19 protein-coding genes are annotated in these 14,374 nt (G+C 61.3%); all 19 read left to right on the forward strand.

Going from position 1 to position 14,374, the window contains the following annotated elements; translation table 11 throughout:
• Positions 1–6 precede the first annotated feature (6 nt).
• On the forward strand, positions 7–771 hold the full coding sequence (gene fliH, locus HX783_RS27705) for a flagellar assembly protein FliH (protein WP_159958622.1): 765 nt from the start codon (positions 7–9) through the stop codon (positions 769–771).
• Positions 761–2,119, forward strand: a complete 1,359-nt coding sequence (gene fliI / locus HX783_RS27710) for a flagellar protein export ATPase FliI (RefSeq protein WP_094951616.1) — start codon at positions 761–763, stop codon at positions 2,117–2,119. The genes fliH and fliI overlap by 11 nt, the downstream gene beginning before the upstream one ends.
• Before the next feature lie 3 nt (positions 2,120–2,122).
• Positions 2,123–2,572: a flagellar export protein FliJ gene (gene fliJ, locus HX783_RS27715; protein ID WP_177018994.1), complete on the forward strand. Its 450-nt coding sequence runs from the start codon at positions 2,123–2,125 to the stop codon at positions 2,570–2,572.
• Positions 2,573–2,656: 84 nt separating this feature from the next.
• Positions 2,657–2,962 carry an STAS domain-containing protein gene (locus HX783_RS27720; RefSeq protein ID WP_177018995.1) on the forward strand — a complete coding sequence of 102 codons (306 nt, stop codon included), beginning with the start codon at positions 2,657–2,659 and terminating at the stop codon, positions 2,960–2,962.
• Entirely contained in the window at positions 2,959–4,677 is a 1,719-nt protein-coding gene (locus HX783_RS27725) for a fused response regulator/phosphatase (protein ID WP_177018996.1), read from the forward strand. Before HX783_RS27720 ends, HX783_RS27725 begins: the two co-directional genes overlap by 4 nt.
• A gap of 30 nt (positions 4,678–4,707) precedes the next feature.
• Complete coding sequence (locus HX783_RS27730; protein WP_177018997.1) at positions 4,708–5,052, forward strand: Hpt domain-containing protein; 345 nt, start codon at positions 4,708–4,710, stop codon at positions 5,050–5,052.
• A gap of 236 nt (positions 5,053–5,288) precedes the next feature.
• Positions 5,289–6,641 carry a flagellar hook-length control protein FliK gene (locus HX783_RS27735; protein WP_177018998.1) on the forward strand — a complete coding sequence of 451 codons (1,353 nt, stop codon included), beginning with the start codon at positions 5,289–5,291 and terminating at the stop codon, positions 6,639–6,641.
• 222 nt (positions 6,642–6,863) lie between these two features.
• Positions 6,864–7,367 (forward strand): flagellar basal body-associated protein FliL, encoded by a 504-nt coding sequence (gene fliL, locus HX783_RS27740; RefSeq protein WP_159958610.1) that lies wholly within the window; start codon positions 6,864–6,866, stop codon positions 7,365–7,367.
• A gap of 9 nt (positions 7,368–7,376) precedes the next feature.
• Positions 7,377–8,345 carry a flagellar motor switch protein FliM gene (gene fliM, locus HX783_RS27745; RefSeq protein ID WP_017735217.1) on the forward strand — a complete coding sequence of 323 codons (969 nt, stop codon included), beginning with the start codon at positions 7,377–7,379 and terminating at the stop codon, positions 8,343–8,345.
• 34 nt (positions 8,346–8,379) lie between these two features.
• Entirely contained in the window at positions 8,380–8,847 is a 468-nt protein-coding gene (gene fliN / locus HX783_RS27750; RefSeq protein ID WP_033900765.1) for a flagellar motor switch protein FliN, read from the forward strand.
• A 1-nt stretch (position 8,848) separates the two neighbouring features.
• Complete coding sequence (gene fliO / locus HX783_RS27755) at positions 8,849–9,289, forward strand: flagellar biosynthetic protein FliO (RefSeq protein ID WP_064453452.1); 441 nt, start codon at positions 8,849–8,851, stop codon at positions 9,287–9,289.
• Entirely contained in the window at positions 9,289–10,032 is a 744-nt protein-coding gene (fliP, locus tag HX783_RS27760; RefSeq protein WP_017134948.1) for a flagellar type III secretion system pore protein FliP, read from the forward strand. The genes fliO and fliP overlap by 1 nt, the downstream gene beginning before the upstream one ends.
• 4 nt (positions 10,033–10,036) lie before the next feature.
• The gene (gene fliQ, locus HX783_RS27765) at positions 10,037–10,306 is read left to right on the forward strand and encodes a flagellar biosynthesis protein FliQ (protein ID WP_003214552.1); all 270 of its coding nucleotides are present in this window, start codon (positions 10,037–10,039) and stop codon (positions 10,304–10,306) included.
• A 4-nt stretch (positions 10,307–10,310) separates the two neighbouring features.
• On the forward strand, positions 10,311–11,096 hold the full coding sequence (gene fliR / locus HX783_RS27770) for a flagellar biosynthetic protein FliR (protein ID WP_071486514.1): 786 nt from the start codon (positions 10,311–10,313) through the stop codon (positions 11,094–11,096).
• 3 nt (positions 11,097–11,099) lie between these two features.
• Positions 11,100–12,236, forward strand: coding sequence for a flagellar biosynthesis protein FlhB (gene flhB, locus HX783_RS27775; protein ID WP_106576466.1), 1,137 nt, complete (start codon positions 11,100–11,102; stop codon positions 12,234–12,236).
• Between the two features lie 507 nt (positions 12,237–12,743).
• Positions 12,744–12,944 carry a cold-shock protein gene (locus tag HX783_RS27785; protein ID WP_159958602.1) on the forward strand — a complete coding sequence of 67 codons (201 nt, stop codon included), beginning with the start codon at positions 12,744–12,746 and terminating at the stop codon, positions 12,942–12,944.
• A 44-nt stretch (positions 12,945–12,988) separates the two neighbouring features.
• A complete protein-coding gene (locus HX783_RS27790) occupies positions 12,989–13,195 on the forward strand; it encodes a cold-shock protein (RefSeq protein WP_177018999.1) in 207 nt (68 codons plus the stop codon).
• 151 nt (positions 13,196–13,346) lie between these two features.
• The gene (locus HX783_RS27795; RefSeq protein ID WP_177019000.1) at positions 13,347–13,688 is read left to right on the forward strand and encodes an FKBP-type peptidyl-prolyl cis-trans isomerase; all 342 of its coding nucleotides are present in this window, start codon (positions 13,347–13,349) and stop codon (positions 13,686–13,688) included.
• 92 nt (positions 13,689–13,780) lie between these two features.
• The gene (locus tag HX783_RS27800) at positions 13,781–14,125 is read left to right on the forward strand and encodes an FKBP-type peptidyl-prolyl cis-trans isomerase (RefSeq protein WP_177019001.1); all 345 of its coding nucleotides are present in this window, start codon (positions 13,781–13,783) and stop codon (positions 14,123–14,125) included.
• Positions 14,126–14,374 lie beyond the last annotated feature (249 nt).

The following is a 14,374-nucleotide window of genomic DNA, read 5'->3' on the forward strand; positions in this document are numbered from 1 at the left end:
CCATCCATGTCGAACAAAGATGAGACGCCCAGCGATCTGATTCGCGCGCGGGATGTCGGCGGGTTCGACATCTGGTCGTTGCCCAGCTTCGACCCGCATGTGCCGGAGCCCGAGCCTGAGCCGGTGGTGGAAACACCGGCGGAAATGGAAGAAGTGCCGCTGGATGAAGTCCAGCCACTGACCCTCGAAGAATTGGAAGCCATCCGCCAGGAGGCCTACAACGAGGGCTTCGCGGCGGGTGAAAAAGACGGTTTTCGCAGCACCACCCTGAAAGTTCGCCAAGAGGCCGAGGAAGCGCTGAGCGTCAAGCTGGCCAGCCTGGAGCGCTTGATGGGCAGCCTGTTCGACCCGATCGCCGAACAGGATTCGCAGCTGGAAAAATCCATGGTCGGCCTGGTCGAGCACATCGCCCGCCAGGTGATCCAGCGCGAGCTGGTGCTCGACTCCAGCCACATCGAAAGCGTGATGCGCGAAGCCCTCAAGCTGCTGCCGTTGGGCGTCGGCAATGTGCGGCTGTACATCAACCCGCAGGATTTCGAACAGGTCAAAGCCCTGCGCGAGCGCCATGAAGAAACCTGGCGCATCGTCGAAGACGCGGCGCTGCTGCCCGGCGGTTGCCGCGTCGAAACCGAACACAGCCGTATCGATGCCACGGTGGAAACCCGTATCACCCAGATCATGGCCAAGCTCTTCGACCAGTTGCATGAACAAGCCTTGCACCCGGCCGAGCCTGACCTGAGCGTCGACCTGGACGCCGCCGATGCGCCTTGATCGCACCAGCTTCGCCAAGCGCCTGAGCGGCTACGCCGAGGCCACTGAGTTGCCCGGCCAACCGATCCTCGAAGGGCGCCTGTTGCGCATGGTCGGCCTGACCCTTGAAGCCGAAGGCCTGCGCGCCGCCATGGGCAGCCGCTGCCTGGTGATCAACGACGACAGCTACCACCCGGTGCAGGTCGAAGCTGAAGTGATGGGCTTTTCCGGCAGTAAGATTTTCCTCATGCCAGTGGGCAGCCTGGCGGGCATTGCCCCCGGCGCCCGCGTGGTGCCACTTGCCGACACCGGCCGCCTGCCGATGGGCATGAGCATGCTTGGCCGCGTACTCGACGGCGCCGGTCGTGCGTTGGACGGCAAGGGCGGCATGAAGGCTGAAGATTGGGTGCCGATGGACGGCCCGACGATCAACCCGCTCAACCGCAACCCCATCAGCGTGCCGCTGGACGTGGGCATTCGCAGCATCAACGGTTTATTGACGGTCGGTCGCGGCCAGCGTCTGGGCCTGTTCGCCGGTACGGGTGTGGGTAAATCGGTGTTGCTGGGCATGATGACGCGCTTCACCGAAGCCGACATTATCGTGGTCGGGCTGATCGGCGAGCGGGGCCGTGAGGTGAAGGAATTCATCGAGCACAGCCTCGGTGAAGAAGGCCTCAAGCGCTCGGTGGTGGTGGCGTCACCTGCGGACGATGCGCCGCTGATGCGTTTGCGCGCCGCCATGTACTGCACGCGCATTGCTGAATATTTTCGCGACAAGGGCAAGAACGTCCTGTTGCTGATGGACTCGCTTACGCGTTTCGCCCAGGCCCAGCGGGAAATCGCCCTGGCCATCGGCGAACCGCCCGCCACCAAAGGCTACCCGCCGTCGGTGTTCGCCAAGCTGCCCAAGCTGGTCGAGCGCGCCGGTAATGCCGAAGCCGGTGGCGGTTCGATCACCGCGTTCTACACCGTGCTGTCCGAAGGCGATGACCAGCAAGACCCGATTGCCGACTCGGCGCGGGGCGTGCTCGACGGCCACATCGTGCTGTCGCGGCGCCTGGCCGAAGAAGGGCACTACCCGGCCATCGACATCGAAGCCTCGATCAGCCGGGTGATGCCGGCGGTGGTCACGCCGGAACACATGGCTCGCGCACAGCACTTCAAACAGCTGTGGTCGCGTTATCAGCAGAGTCGCGACCTGATCAGCGTCGGCGCCTATGTGGCCGGGGGCGATCGTGAAACCGACTTGGCAATTGCCCTGCAACCGCAACTGGTGACCTACCTGCGCCAGGGCCTCAACGACAAGATCAGCATGGGCGAAAGCGAAGCCCACCTTGGCTCGATCTTCGCCCCGGCGCCAGGCGGTTAAGCCATGGCCAGCACGCGCTCTTCCCGCCTTGCCCCAGTGGTGGACATGGCCGAAAAGGCCGAAAAAGCCGCGGTGCAGCGCCTGGGGTATTTCCAGGGCCAGGTGCGCCTGGCCGAAAGCAAACTCGGCGACCTGGAGCGCTTTCGCGGCGAGTACCAGCAGCAGTGGATCGAACGCGGCAGCAAGGGCGTGTCCGGCCAATGGCTGATGGGCTACCAGGGCTTTCTCAACCAGCTTGAGACGGCCGTCGGTCAGCAGCGCCAGAGCCTGGCCTGGCACCAGAACAACCTCGATAAAGCCCGCGAGGCCTGGCAAGCGGCGTTCGCCCGGGTCGAAGGTTTGCGCAAGTTGGTGCAGCGTTATATCGACGAAGCGCGGGCGATTGAAGACAAGCGCGAGCAGAAGCTGCTGGATGAGCTGTCCCAGCGTCTTCCGCGCCAATCACAGTACTGAGTGTCATTTGGTCCTCTGTGTTGCCCATACCCGGTTCACCTGCTAAACCTTGTTGCATATTGCCAATGACAAGGAAGCAGTCGTATGTCAGTCGTTTCAGAAGTCTCCCTGGATGGGAAAAAAGCACTGATCACCGTCAAGGGGCGATTCGATTTTGGTAGTCATCAGGCTTTTCGTGAAGCTTACGAAAAGTTCTACAAGGTGCCCGAGGTCTACATAGTGGACTTGAAGGACACCACTTATATGGACAGCTCGGCCCTGGGCATGCTCCTGCTGTTGCGTGACCATGCCGGTGGTGATAACGCCGAAGTGCAAGTGATCAACAGCAACGCCGATGTGCGCAAGATCCTCGCCATCTCCAACTTCGACAAGCTGTTCGACATCAGTTGAGCACCTTGGCCCCCGTCCTTGAGCCGCTGACGGTGCTGATCGCCGAAGACAGCGCGGCGGATTTACTGCTGTTGTCGACGATCATTCGGCGCCAGGGGCATCAGGTGCTCACGGCCACGAATGGCGCGCAAGCCGTCGAGGTGTTCACGCGCGAGCGTCCGCAACTGGTGTTGATGGACGCCTTGATGCCGGTGATGGACGGCTTTGAAGCGGCGCGCCAGATCAAGCAACTGGCGGGCGAAGCGCTGGTGCCGATCATCTTCCTCACCTCCCTGCGCGAGAGCGAAGCCCTGGCCCAGTGCCTGGATGCGGGAGGCGATGATTTCCTGCCCAAGCCTTACAACCCGCTGATCCTGGCGGCGAAAATCAACGCCATGGATCGCCTGCGCCGGTTGCAGGCCACGGTGTTGCAGCAACGAGACTTGATCGCCAGGCACCACGATTACTTGTTGCATGAGCAGCGCGCGGCCAAAGCGGTGTTCGACAAGGTCGCGCATTCTGGCTGTATCAACGCGGCGCCGAACATTCGCTATCTGCAATCGCCCTATGCGCTGTTCAACGGCGACCTGCTGCTGGCAGCCTATACGCCTTCGGGTGACATGCACGTGCTGCTCGGCGATTTCACCGGCCACGGGTTGCCGGCCGCCGTCGGCGCCATGCCGCTGGCGGAAGTGTTTTATGGCATGACGGCTAAGGGCTACGGCCTGGCGCAAACCCTGCGCGAGATGAATGCCAAGCTCAAACGTATCCTGCCGGTGGACATGTTCTGCTGCGCCACCCTGATGTGCCTGAGTGCCCAGCGGCGCGTGGTGGAAGTGTGGAACGGCGGCATGCCCGAGGGTTATGTGCATGAAGTCGCCACGGGCAAGCGTACGCCGCTAGTGTCGCGGCACCTGCCGTTAGGCGTGCTCTCGGCCGAGGCGTTTGATGACAGCACTGAGGTCTGGCCCATGGCCCTCGGCGATCGCGTCTTTTTGCTTTCCGATGGCGTGTTGGACACCGCCGATGCCAATGACCAGTTGTTCGGCGCCGAGCGTTTGCAGCAGGTGTTCGCGGCCAACCGTGAACCTGATCGCCTGTTCGAAGACATCGAAAAGGCCCTGGCAGCGTTTCGTGGCCAGGCGCGGGACGACGTCAGCATGGTCGAGATCACCTTGCAGGACGGCCAGCCGTTGCGCGCAGCCGAGGCGCTGTATGCCGACAGCGGGCAGTCGTGCCCGCTGGACTGGTCGGTGAGTTTTGAGTTTCGCGCGCAGACCCTCAAAAGCTACAACCCGCTGCCGTATCTGCTGCAATTGCTGCTGGAGATCCACGGCCTGCGCAAGCAGAGCGGGGCGCTTTACAGTGTGATGGCCGAGTTGTATTCGAATGCGCTGGAGCATGGCGTGTTGGGCCTGGATTCGAAGCTCAAGCGTGATGCGCAGGGGTTTGCCCACTATTACCGCCAGCGCAATGAGCGGCTGGCGCAGTTGAACAGCGGCTATGTGCGTGTGCATGTGCAAGTGGTGCCGACGGCCACGGGCGGCAAAATGACGTTGCGCATTGAAGACAGCGGCCCTGGGTTTGACGTGGAACAGGTGCTGGCGCGGCCGCTGGATATCGACCGTCTGTCTGGCCGCGGCTTGAGCCTGGTCCGGCAACTGAGCAGCGATGTACGCTGGTCCGATGGCGGGCGCAGTGTGTGCGTGGAGTTTTGCTGGGGGGCTCTGGCATAATCCGCCGATTCTTGATCAAGGAGCGAGCAAGTGGCTGAGATTCATCTGGACCCTGACGTGTTGTCGGGTTTGCAGGAAGTGATGGAAGGCGAGTATCCCAAGTTGCTCGATACCTTCCTGGACGATTCGCAAAAGCGCGTCGAGGCGCTGCGCAAGTCGCGTGATGATGCCAAGGCGTTGGGGCGCATTGCGCATAGCTTTAAAGGCAGCAGTGGCAACCTTGGGGCGGTGCAATTGGCGCAGTTGTGCCAGCGCTTGGAGGTGGAGTCGGTTAAATCGACAGCGGACCTTGGGGCGTTGGTTGATCAGATTGATCGTGAGTTTGCTTTGGTTCGGCCGTTGTATGAGTCGGAGCGGCAGCGGTTCAGCCTCTGAGTCAGCGCGTTACGCTGAGCCCTCCACAGATCCAAATGTGGGAGCGGGCTTGCTCGCGAAAGCGGTGTATCAGTAACGAATTTGGCGACTGACACTGCGCATTCGCGAGCAAGCCCGCTCCCACATTGAACTGTGTTTTACCGGCCATTTGTGATGCTCGTGCAAACCTGGCCCAACTCTTGCTCTACCTCCCAATACTGCATCCCCGATCCCCAATGCAGTGGAGACCTTTACCTATGCCAGTCGCCCCGAATTCGCTCCTTCAGGCTGCCCCCGCGGCCAAGCCTCAAGCGCCGGCCGCCACCCCTGCGGTAGCGGCTGCGGACCCGCGGGACAAGGCCCAGGGCTTTGCTCAAGTGTTCGCCAGCCAGGGCTCGAAGCCCACGGTAAAGACCGACGACACTCCGGCTAAACCCGCGAATAACAAGCCTTCCGACGCCAGCGCCAAGCCTGCAAACAGCAACGACAAGCCTGCCGCCAGCACGCCAGCGGTTGCCGATAGCGGCAATCCCTTGCCTGCCAAGCCACCGGCCACGTCCGACGACAGCACCAGCAGTGACGACGACAAACCCACCGACCCGTCCCTGGTGCAGCAACCGTCGGTTGACCCGGTCGTCGACCCGGCCTTGATTGCCACCGTCACCCCGGTTGCCGTTCCGGTGCCCGTCGAAACCCCGGCCCCGGTTGCCGCGACCCAGGACGACAAGGCCCAGCCGGTCGTCGCCGCACCGGTCGCTGCCACCGATGAAGCCAAGCAGCCCGCCTTCGACCCGGCAGCCGACCCGCTGGATTCGATGCCGGCCGTGCGCCTGGCGATGGAGCAGGGCGGTCACGTCTCGGCCAGCAGCCAGACGCCGCAGAAAGCTGCACCCGCGCCGACCCAGGATCAGCCGACCGCTGCGCAGAACTTTGCCGCCGGCCTGGCCAATATGGTCGACCAGCAAGCCACCAAAGACAGCACTGACCAGGGCGGCGACAAAGCCTTCAGTGGCTTGATCGAAGGCGGCCTCAAAGATTTGAAAGACGCCAGCAGCGACACCCGCGTCGATGACTTCGCCAACCGCCTGGCCGCGCTGACCCAGGCCGCCACGCCAAAAACCGCGAATGCCTTGCCACCCGTTGCGAATGCACCGTTGGCCATGCACCAGAGCGGCTGGACCGAGGAAGTGGTCAACCGCGTGATGTACCTGTCCAGCGCCAACCTCAAGTCGGCGGAGATCCAGTTGCAGCCGGCCGAGCTGGGGCGCCTGGATATCAAGGTCAACATGACCGCGGACCAACAAGCCCAGGTCACTTTCATGAGTGGTCACGCGGTGGTGCGTGAAGCGCTGGAAACCCAGTCCGGCCGTTTGCGCGAGATGTTTGCCCAGCAGGGCATGGGGCAGGTCGACGTTAACGTCTCCGACCAGTCCCGTGGCTGGCAGGGGCAGGGCCAGGAGCAACAACAGCAGAACCAGGCGCGCGGCGTGAGTGGCAGCGGCGGGCGCGGAGAGGGCGGGGATGCTGGTGATCACGCTGAAGTGGCGGCGGCGGTCGCGCCGGTGAGCCAGACGGTGATCGGCTCCAGCGCCGTTGACTATTACGCCTGACCTGAGCCCAACACAGGTCTAAATGTGGGAGCGGGCTTGCTCGCGAAAGCGCAGTGTCAGTCAAAAGATTCATCGACTGACCCACCGCATTCGCGAGCAAGCCCGCTCCCACATTGGACTGTGGTGTTTCATCCATCCCCCATCAGCAGACAACTCTGGCATAACACTTGCTCTTGCCTTTCCGTAGATCTATGAATCCCAGAATAGTGACGGATTATTGGCATGGCGAAGAGCGACGACGCAGCAGCAACTCCCCCCGCAGGCAAAGGCAAGCTCAAGCTAATCCTGTTGATCGTGCTGGGCCTGCTCCTGGCCATTGGCGCCTCCGTGGGTGGCACTTGGTACATCATGCACAGCAGTGCAAGCAAACCGGCACCCGCCGCCGAAACCGCCAGTAACGTCAAGCAACCGGCAATCTTCGAGCCGATGCTTCCGGCCTTTGTCGCCAACTTCAATCAGAATGGCCGTCAACGCTACCTGCAGGTGAGCATCACCTTGCTGGCGCGTAACCAGGCGGACCTGGATGCGCTCAAAGTGCATATGCCAGTGATCCGCAACAACCTGGTGATGCTGTTCTCCGGGCAGAGCTTCGACAGCCTCGCCACCCCTGTCGGCCAGGAAATGCTGCGCCAGAAGGTCACTGCCAGCGTGCAGGAAGTGGCCCAGAAAGAGCTCGGCAAAGTCGTGGTCGAGCAGGCGCTCTTCACTAACTTCGTATTGCAGTAGGATCACGACATGGCCGTGCAAGACCTGCTGTCCCAGGATGAAATCGACGCGCTGTTGCATGGCGTCGACGATGGTCTGGTACAGACCGAAATGGCTGCCGAACCCGGCAGCGTCAAAAGTTATGACCTGACCAGCCAGGATCGCATCGTCCGTGGACGTATGCCGACGCTGGAAATGATCAACGAGCGTTTCGCCCGCTACACCCGTATCAGCATGTTCAACATGCTGCGCCGTTCGGCGGACGTGGCGGTGGGCGGCGTGCAGGTGATGAAGTTCGGCGAATACGTGCACTCGCTGTACGTGCCCACCAGCCTCAACCTGGTCAAGATCAAGCCGTTGCGCGGCACCGCGCTGTTCATCCTCGACGCCAAACTGGTGTTCAAGCTGGTGGACAACTTCTTCGGCGGCGACGGCCGTCACGCCAAGATCGAAGGCCGTGAATTCACCCCGACCGAACTGCGCGTGGTGCGCATGGTGCTGGAGCAGGCCTTCATCGACTTGAAGGAAGCCTGGCAGGCGATCATGGAAGTCAATTTCGAGTACATCAACTCGGAAGTGAACCCGGCCATGGCCAACATCGTCGGCCCCAGCGAAGCCATTGTGGTCTCCACCTTCCACATCGAACTCGATGGCGGTGGCGGCGACCTGCACGTGACCATGCCGTACTCGATGATCGAGCCGGTGCGCGAGATGCTCGACGCCGGTTTCCAGTCCGACCTGGACGACCAGGACGAGCGCTGGGTCAAGGCCTTGCGCGAAGACCTGCTCGACGTCGACGTACCTTTGAGCGCCACTGTGGCCCGTCGCCAGTTGCGTTTGCGCGATATTTTGCACATGCAGCCCGGCGATGTGATTCCCGTGGAATTGCCGGAAGAAATGATCATGCGTGCCAACGGCGTGCCGTCGTTCAAGGTCAAGCTGGGTTCGCACAAAGGCAACCTGGCGTTGCAAGTGATCGAACCGATCAACCGTCGCTGATCAACAATAATTTTTGCTTCGCCGAGGACATGTAATGGCTACCGAACACGAAAACACTTCCGCCGAAGACCAGGCCCTGGCTGACGAGTGGGCTGCGGCCCTGGAAGAAACCGGCGATGTTGGCCAGGACGACATCGACGCGCTGCTGGCCGCCGACGCCGCCACCGCGCCGGCCGGCAACCGCCTGCCGATGGAAGAATTCGGCAGCGTGCCGAAGAACAACGACCCGGTGACCCTCGACGGCCCGAACCTGGACGTGATCCTCGACATCCCGGTGTCGATTTCCATGGAAGTGGGCAGCACCGAAATCAACATCCGCAACCTGCTGCAGCTCAACCAGGGTTCGGTGATCGAGCTCGATCGCCTGGCCGGTGAGCCGCTGGACGTGCTAGTCAACGGCACGCTGATCGCCCATGGCGAAGTGGTGGTGGTCAACGAGAAGTTCGGCATCCGCCTGACCGACGTGATCAGCCCGAGCGAACGCATCAAGAAGTTGCGCTGATATGAAGTATTCGATGGCGGGACTGTTTCTGGCGCTGCCATTGAGCGCCCTGGCGGCTGAGCCGGTCGCGCAAGCGGCGGCTGCGGCGCCCGTAGTCAGCAGTGGCATCGGCGGGCAACTGACCCAGTTGGTGCTGGGCCTGTTGCTGGTGGTGGGTTTGATTTTTGTGCTGGCCTGGTTGATGCGCCGCGTGCAGCGCATCGGCCCGGGCAATGGCCAGGTCATCGAGATGATCGGCTCGCGCGCCCTCGGCCCGCGTGATCGTCTGGTGCTGGTGCAAGTCGGCGAGGAACAGATTCTGCTGGGTATCACGCCCGGCCGCATCACCCCGCTGCACGTGCTCAAGTCGCCGGTAGAAGTGGCCAGGACCGAGGCCGCCACGCCAGAATTCGCCCAGCGCCTGATGGAGTTGCTGGGCAAGGATCAGAAGGATAAGAAGTAATGCGCGTTTTATTGACGCTCATGCTGTTGCTGGCCGCGCCGTTGGCGTTGGCGGCCGACCCGTTGTCGATCCCGGCGATCACGCTGGGCACCAACGCTGCCGGCGCCCAGGAATACTCGGTCAGCTTGCAGATTCTGCTGATCATGACCGCGCTGAGTTTTATCCCGGCGTTTGTGATGCTGATGACCAGCTTCACGCGGATCATCATCGTGTTCTCGATTCTGCGTCAGGCCCTCGGCCTGCAGCAGACGCCGTCGAACCAGATCCTCACCGGCATGGCGCTGTTTTTGACGCTGTTCATCATGGCGCCGGTGTTCGACAAGGTGAACCAGCAAGCCCTGCAACCGTACCTGGCGGAAAAACTCACCGCCCAGGACGCGATCGACAAGGCCCAGGGCCCGATCAAGGACTTCATGCTGTCGCAAACCCGCTCCAGCGACCTTGAGCTGTTTATGCGTTTGTCCAAGCGCACCGACATTGCCACGCCGGATCAGGCGCCATTGACCATCCTGGTGCCGGCGTTCGTCACCTCCGAATTGAAGACCGCGTTCCAGATCGGCTTCATGATTTTCATCCCGTTCCTGATCATCGACCTGGTGGTGGCGAGCGTGCTGATGGCCATGGGGATGATGATGCTGTCGCCGCTGATTATTTCGCTGCCGTTCAAGATCATGCTGTTTGTGCTGGTGGACGGCTGGGCGCTGATTATCGGTACGCTGGCCAGCAGTTTCGGCGGAGTGTAGCGCCATGACCCCAGAAGTAGCGGTCGACCTGTTTCGTGAAGCGCTGTGGCTGACCACCATGATGGTCGCCGTGCTGGTGGTGCCGAGCCTGTTGGTCGGCCTGCTGGTGGCGATGTTCCAGGCCGCGACCCAGATCAACGAACAAACCTTGAGCTTCCTCCCGCGTTTGCTGGTGATGCTGATCACCTTGATCGTCGCCGGCCCGTGGCTGGTGCAAACCTTTATGGAATACATCCTGCAGCTTTACGGCAGTATTCCGCAGTTGATCGGCTGACCGCATGCAATCTGTGCTGGCCTTGACCGACACCCAGATCAGCACCTGGGTGGCGTCGTTCATCCTGCCGATGTTCCGCGTCACGGCGGTGCTGATGACCATGCCGGTGTTCGGCACCACCTTGGTCCCGCGGCGCATTCGCCTGTATTTCGCCTTCGCCATTACCGTGGTCATCGTGCCCGGGTTGCCGCCGATGCCGCCGGTGAATGCCCTGGACTTGAGTGCGCTGCTGCTGATTGCCGAGCAGATTTTGATCGGCGCGTTGCTGGGCTTCTCGCTGACGTTGTTCTTCCAGGCGTTTGTGATCGCCGGGCAAATCATCTCGATTCAGATGGGCATGGGCTTCGCGTCCATGGTCGACCCCACCAACGGCGTGTCGGTGGCGGTGATCGGGCAGTTCCTGACCATGTTGGTGACCTTGCTGTTCCTGGCCATGAACGGCCACTTGGTGGTGTTCGAGGTCATGACCGAAAGTTTCACCACCTTGCCGGTGGGCTCGGGGCTGGTGGTCAATCACTTCTGGGAGCTGGTGGGGCGCCTGAGCTGGGTGCTGGGCGCTTCGCTGTTGCTGGTGTTGCCGGCAATCACCGCGCTGCTGGTGGTCAACATCGCCTTTGGCGTGATGACCCGCGCGGCGCCGCAGCTGAACATTTTCTCGATTGGTTTCCCGTTGACCCTGGTGTTGGGCATGGGGATTTTCTGGATCGGCATGGCCGACATTCTCAATCAGTATCAACCGCTGGCGACTGACGCCTTGCAGTTCTTACGTGATCTGGCACGGGCGCGTTGAGCCATGGCCGAGAGCGAGAGTGGTCAGGACAAAACAGAAGACCCCACGGAGAAACGTAAAAAGGACTCCAGGGAAAAGGGCGAGATTGCGCGCTCCAAAGAGCTCAATACCCTCGCCGTGATGCTCGCCGGCTCCGGTGGCCTGTTGATTTACGGCGGTGGTTTGGCGCTGGACATGATGGAGTTGATGAAACTCAACTTCTCCTTGCCCCGCGAAGTGCTGCTCAGCCCCGGCGCCATGGGCCAGTACCTGCTGCACTCGGGCAAGATCGCAATTCTGGCGGTGCAGCCGGTGCTGATCACCCTGCTGTTGGCGGCCTTGATCGGGCCGGTTTCCCTCGGCGGCTGGCTGTTCGCCGCCGGCAGCATGGCGCCCAAGTTCAGCCGCATGAACCCCGGGCCTGGGCTCAAGCGCATGTTTTCCACCAAGGCGTTGGTGGAGCTGCTCAAGGCGCTGGCGAAATTCATCCTGATTCTGTTTGTGGCGCTGACGGTGTTGTCGTCCGACATCGACGACTTGCTGCGCATCGCCCATGAGCCGCTGGAGTCGGCGATCATCCATAGCGTGCAAGTGGTGGGCTGGAGTGCGCTGTGGATGGCCTGCGGGCTGATCATCATCGCCGCCGTGGACGCGCCGATCCAGCTGTGGGAGAGCCACAAGAAGCTGCTGATGACCAAGCAGGAAGTGCGCGACGAGCACAAAGACCAAGAGGGCCGCCCCGAGGTCAAACAGCGTATTCGCCAACTGCAGCGCGAAATGTCCCAGCGCAAGATGATGGCGGCGGTGCCGGATGCCGATGTGGTCATCACCAACCCGACCCACTATGCGGTGGCGCTCAAGTACGACCCGGAGAAGGGCGGCGCGCCGATGCTGCTGGCCAAGGGCAGCGACTTTACTGCGCTGAAAATCCGCGAAATCGCCGTGGCCAACGACATTCTGTTGCTGGAGTCGCCGGAGCTGGCGCGCTCGATTTTCTACTCCACGGATCTGGATCAGGAGATTCCTGCAGGGCTGTATTTGGCGGTGGCGCAGGTGTTGGCCTACGTCTATCAGATCCGCCAGTACCGGGCGGGCAAGGGCAAGCGGCCTGATCCGCTTAAAGACCTGCCGATTCCACCGGACTTGCGCCGCGATTCCTGAGTCATCCTGCACCGACGCCAGCACCTGCCATCTGTCTAAAACCCGGCCTTACCTGTCAACTTTGACAGTACCCATTACACCGCCTTCACTGTTTGATAGAGCGGCGCGGCGCGCCTTTATGCGCGGCTCGGGAGAGCGGTGATGGACAGGGGCACGGTCAGGTGGTTCGACGCGGTCAAGGGCATTGGTTTTATTGCCAGGGACCGCGATGGCAATGCGGTGCCCGTGCAGCCGGCGGGCGATCAATGCAGCGCAGTCGATGTGTTGCCGGTGCCGCCCAAGGCGCGAACATCTCGCCAGCGAAAAAAATAAAACCGGACCCGGTCCGGGAGCAGCGCTTGTTGTGGCAAGCCGCTCAGCACGTCCCTCGATTTTCACCCGCCCTCTACCACCCGTCCGCAACCCCCGTCTACCTGTCAACATTGACAGTAGCCAGCCTCGCCTTCCTGCGGTTCCATGACAGCACACACTGCACACAAGTAGTTGCGAGATGCAGGGGGAGTGGTGATGGAAGCGGTGACGGGCACGATCAAATCGTACAACCAAAAAACCGGTGAAGGTTGGATCGCAGTGGATGGCGGCGAAGAGCCCGTGCGTGTGGACCGTAGGAGTCTGGGTGCGCGCCGGTTGAAAAATGGGCAGCGGGTGCAACTCGCGAGGATTCATCGGCCCACGGGCGTCTTTGCGCTCTACATAAAGATTATCTAGCGACGTGCGTGTCGGGTTTCGAGCGCGATGTCAGGAGAGCGGCAATGGCAACAGGCAAAGTGAAATGGTTTAACGCGGACAAGGGCTTTGGGTTTATTACGCCAGACGATGGGAGCCCGGATGTTTTCGTCCACTTCTCAGCAATATCAGGGAATGGGTACAAGACTCTGGAAGAGAACCAAAAAGTAACATTCGAGGTTACTCAAGGGGCAAAAGGGCTGCAGGCCGTTGACTTACGGCCTGTTGATTGATCGTTCCCACGCTCCCGCGTGGGAATGCATCCCGTGACGCTCCGCGTCACTGTTGCGCAGGGCTCAAATCGGGACGCGGAGCGTTCCAGTCTGCATTCCCACGCAGAGCGTGGGAACGATCACTTCAACCCCTCGGGTTAAGGAGCGGAATATGGCTACGGTAACGACTAAAAGCGGTCTTCAGTATGAAGACAAAAAACAGGGCGATGGTGCAGAAGCGGTGGCTGGGATGGCCGCCAGCGTTCACTACGTCGGCACGCTGACGGACGGTAAGAAGTTCGACTCGAGTAGGGACCGTGACAAGCAGTTCGTCATCGTGCTGGGTCGCAATAAGGCCGTCAAAGGGTTGGAGGAGGGAGTGCTGGGGATGAGGGTTGGAGGCATCCGCAAACTGACGATTCCGCCCCAGCTTGGGTATGGCGACGAGGGTTGGAGTGGGGTCGTTCCGCCGGGCGCAACACTTGTTTATGAGGTGGAGTTAATGAGTGTTTGATGATCGTTCCCACGCTCCCGCGTGGGAATGCATCCCGTGACGCTCCGCGTCACCGTTGCGCAGGACTTTAACCCCTCGTTAAGGAGCGGAATATGGCTATGGTTACGACTCAAAGCGGTCTTCAATATGGAGATAAAAAAGAGGGCGATGGTGCAGAAGCAGTGGCTGGCCAGACCGTCACCGTTCACTACACCGGCTGGCTGCCGGAAGGCCGCAAGTTCGACTCGAGTAAGGACCGTAATGACCCGTTCGAATTTGTGCTGGGTGGCGGTTCGGTTATCAAGGGATGGGACGAAGGGGTGCAGGGGATGAAGGTTGGAGGCGTCCGCGAGCTGACAGTTCCGCCCGCGCTTGGGTATGGCGCAAGGGGGGCGGGTGGGGTGATTCCGCCGAATGCAACACTTGTTTTTGAGGTGGAGTTACTGAGTATTCGATGATCGTTCCCACGCTCCCGCGTGGGAATGCATCCCGTGACGCTCCGCGTCACCGTTGCGCAGGGCTCAAATCGGGACGCGGAGCGTCCCAGGCGGCATTCCCACGCAGAGCGTGGGAACGATCAAAAAATGTGGGAGCGGGCTTGCTCGAGAAAGCGGTGTGTCATTCAGCAATTTTCCAGCTGAACCTCCGCCTTCGCGAGCAAGCCCGCTCCCACATTTTTGACTCGATTTACACCCGGCAGGCTGGGT

This window comes from Pseudomonas sp. D2002 (assembly GCF_013385735.1).
Taxonomy (GTDB): domain Bacteria; phylum Pseudomonadota; class Gammaproteobacteria; order Pseudomonadales; family Pseudomonadaceae; genus Aquipseudomonas.

Bases quoted from the DNA above. Each gene is read 5' to 3' on its own strand.
- fliH (WP_159958622.1), top strand. From the start codon at position 7: ATGTCGAACAAAGATGAGACGCCCAGCGATCTGATTCGCGCGCGGGAT.
- fliI (WP_094951616.1), top strand. From the start codon at position 761: ATGCGCCTTGATCGCACCAGCTTCGCCAAGCGCCTGAGCGGCTACGCC.
- fliJ (WP_177018994.1), top strand. From the start codon at position 2,123: ATGGCCAGCACGCGCTCTTCCCGCCTTGCCCCAGTGGTGGACATGGCC.
- HX783_RS27720 (WP_177018995.1), top strand. From the start codon at position 2,657: ATGTCAGTCGTTTCAGAAGTCTCCCTGGATGGGAAAAAAGCACTGATC.
- HX783_RS27735 (WP_177018998.1), top strand. From the start codon at position 5,289: ATGCCAGTCGCCCCGAATTCGCTCCTTCAGGCTGCCCCCGCGGCCAAG.
- fliL (WP_159958610.1), top strand. From the start codon at position 6,864: ATGGCGAAGAGCGACGACGCAGCAGCAACTCCCCCCGCAGGCAAAGGC.
- fliM (WP_017735217.1), top strand. From the start codon at position 7,377: ATGGCCGTGCAAGACCTGCTGTCCCAGGATGAAATCGACGCGCTGTTG.
- fliN (WP_033900765.1), top strand. From the start codon at position 8,380: ATGGCTACCGAACACGAAAACACTTCCGCCGAAGACCAGGCCCTGGCT.
- fliO (WP_064453452.1), top strand. From the start codon at position 8,849: ATGAAGTATTCGATGGCGGGACTGTTTCTGGCGCTGCCATTGAGCGCC.
- fliP (WP_017134948.1), top strand. From the start codon at position 9,289: ATGCGCGTTTTATTGACGCTCATGCTGTTGCTGGCCGCGCCGTTGGCG.
- fliQ (WP_003214552.1), top strand. From the start codon at position 10,037: ATGACCCCAGAAGTAGCGGTCGACCTGTTTCGTGAAGCGCTGTGGCTG.
- fliR (WP_071486514.1), top strand. From the start codon at position 10,311: ATGCAATCTGTGCTGGCCTTGACCGACACCCAGATCAGCACCTGGGTG.
- flhB (WP_106576466.1), top strand. From the start codon at position 11,100: ATGGCCGAGAGCGAGAGTGGTCAGGACAAAACAGAAGACCCCACGGAG.
- HX783_RS27785 (WP_159958602.1), top strand. From the start codon at position 12,744: ATGGAAGCGGTGACGGGCACGATCAAATCGTACAACCAAAAAACCGGT.
- HX783_RS27790 (WP_177018999.1), top strand. From the start codon at position 12,989: ATGGCAACAGGCAAAGTGAAATGGTTTAACGCGGACAAGGGCTTTGGG.
- HX783_RS27795 (WP_177019000.1), top strand. From the start codon at position 13,347: ATGGCTACGGTAACGACTAAAAGCGGTCTTCAGTATGAAGACAAAAAA.
- HX783_RS27800 (WP_177019001.1), top strand. From the start codon at position 13,781: ATGGCTATGGTTACGACTCAAAGCGGTCTTCAATATGGAGATAAAAAA.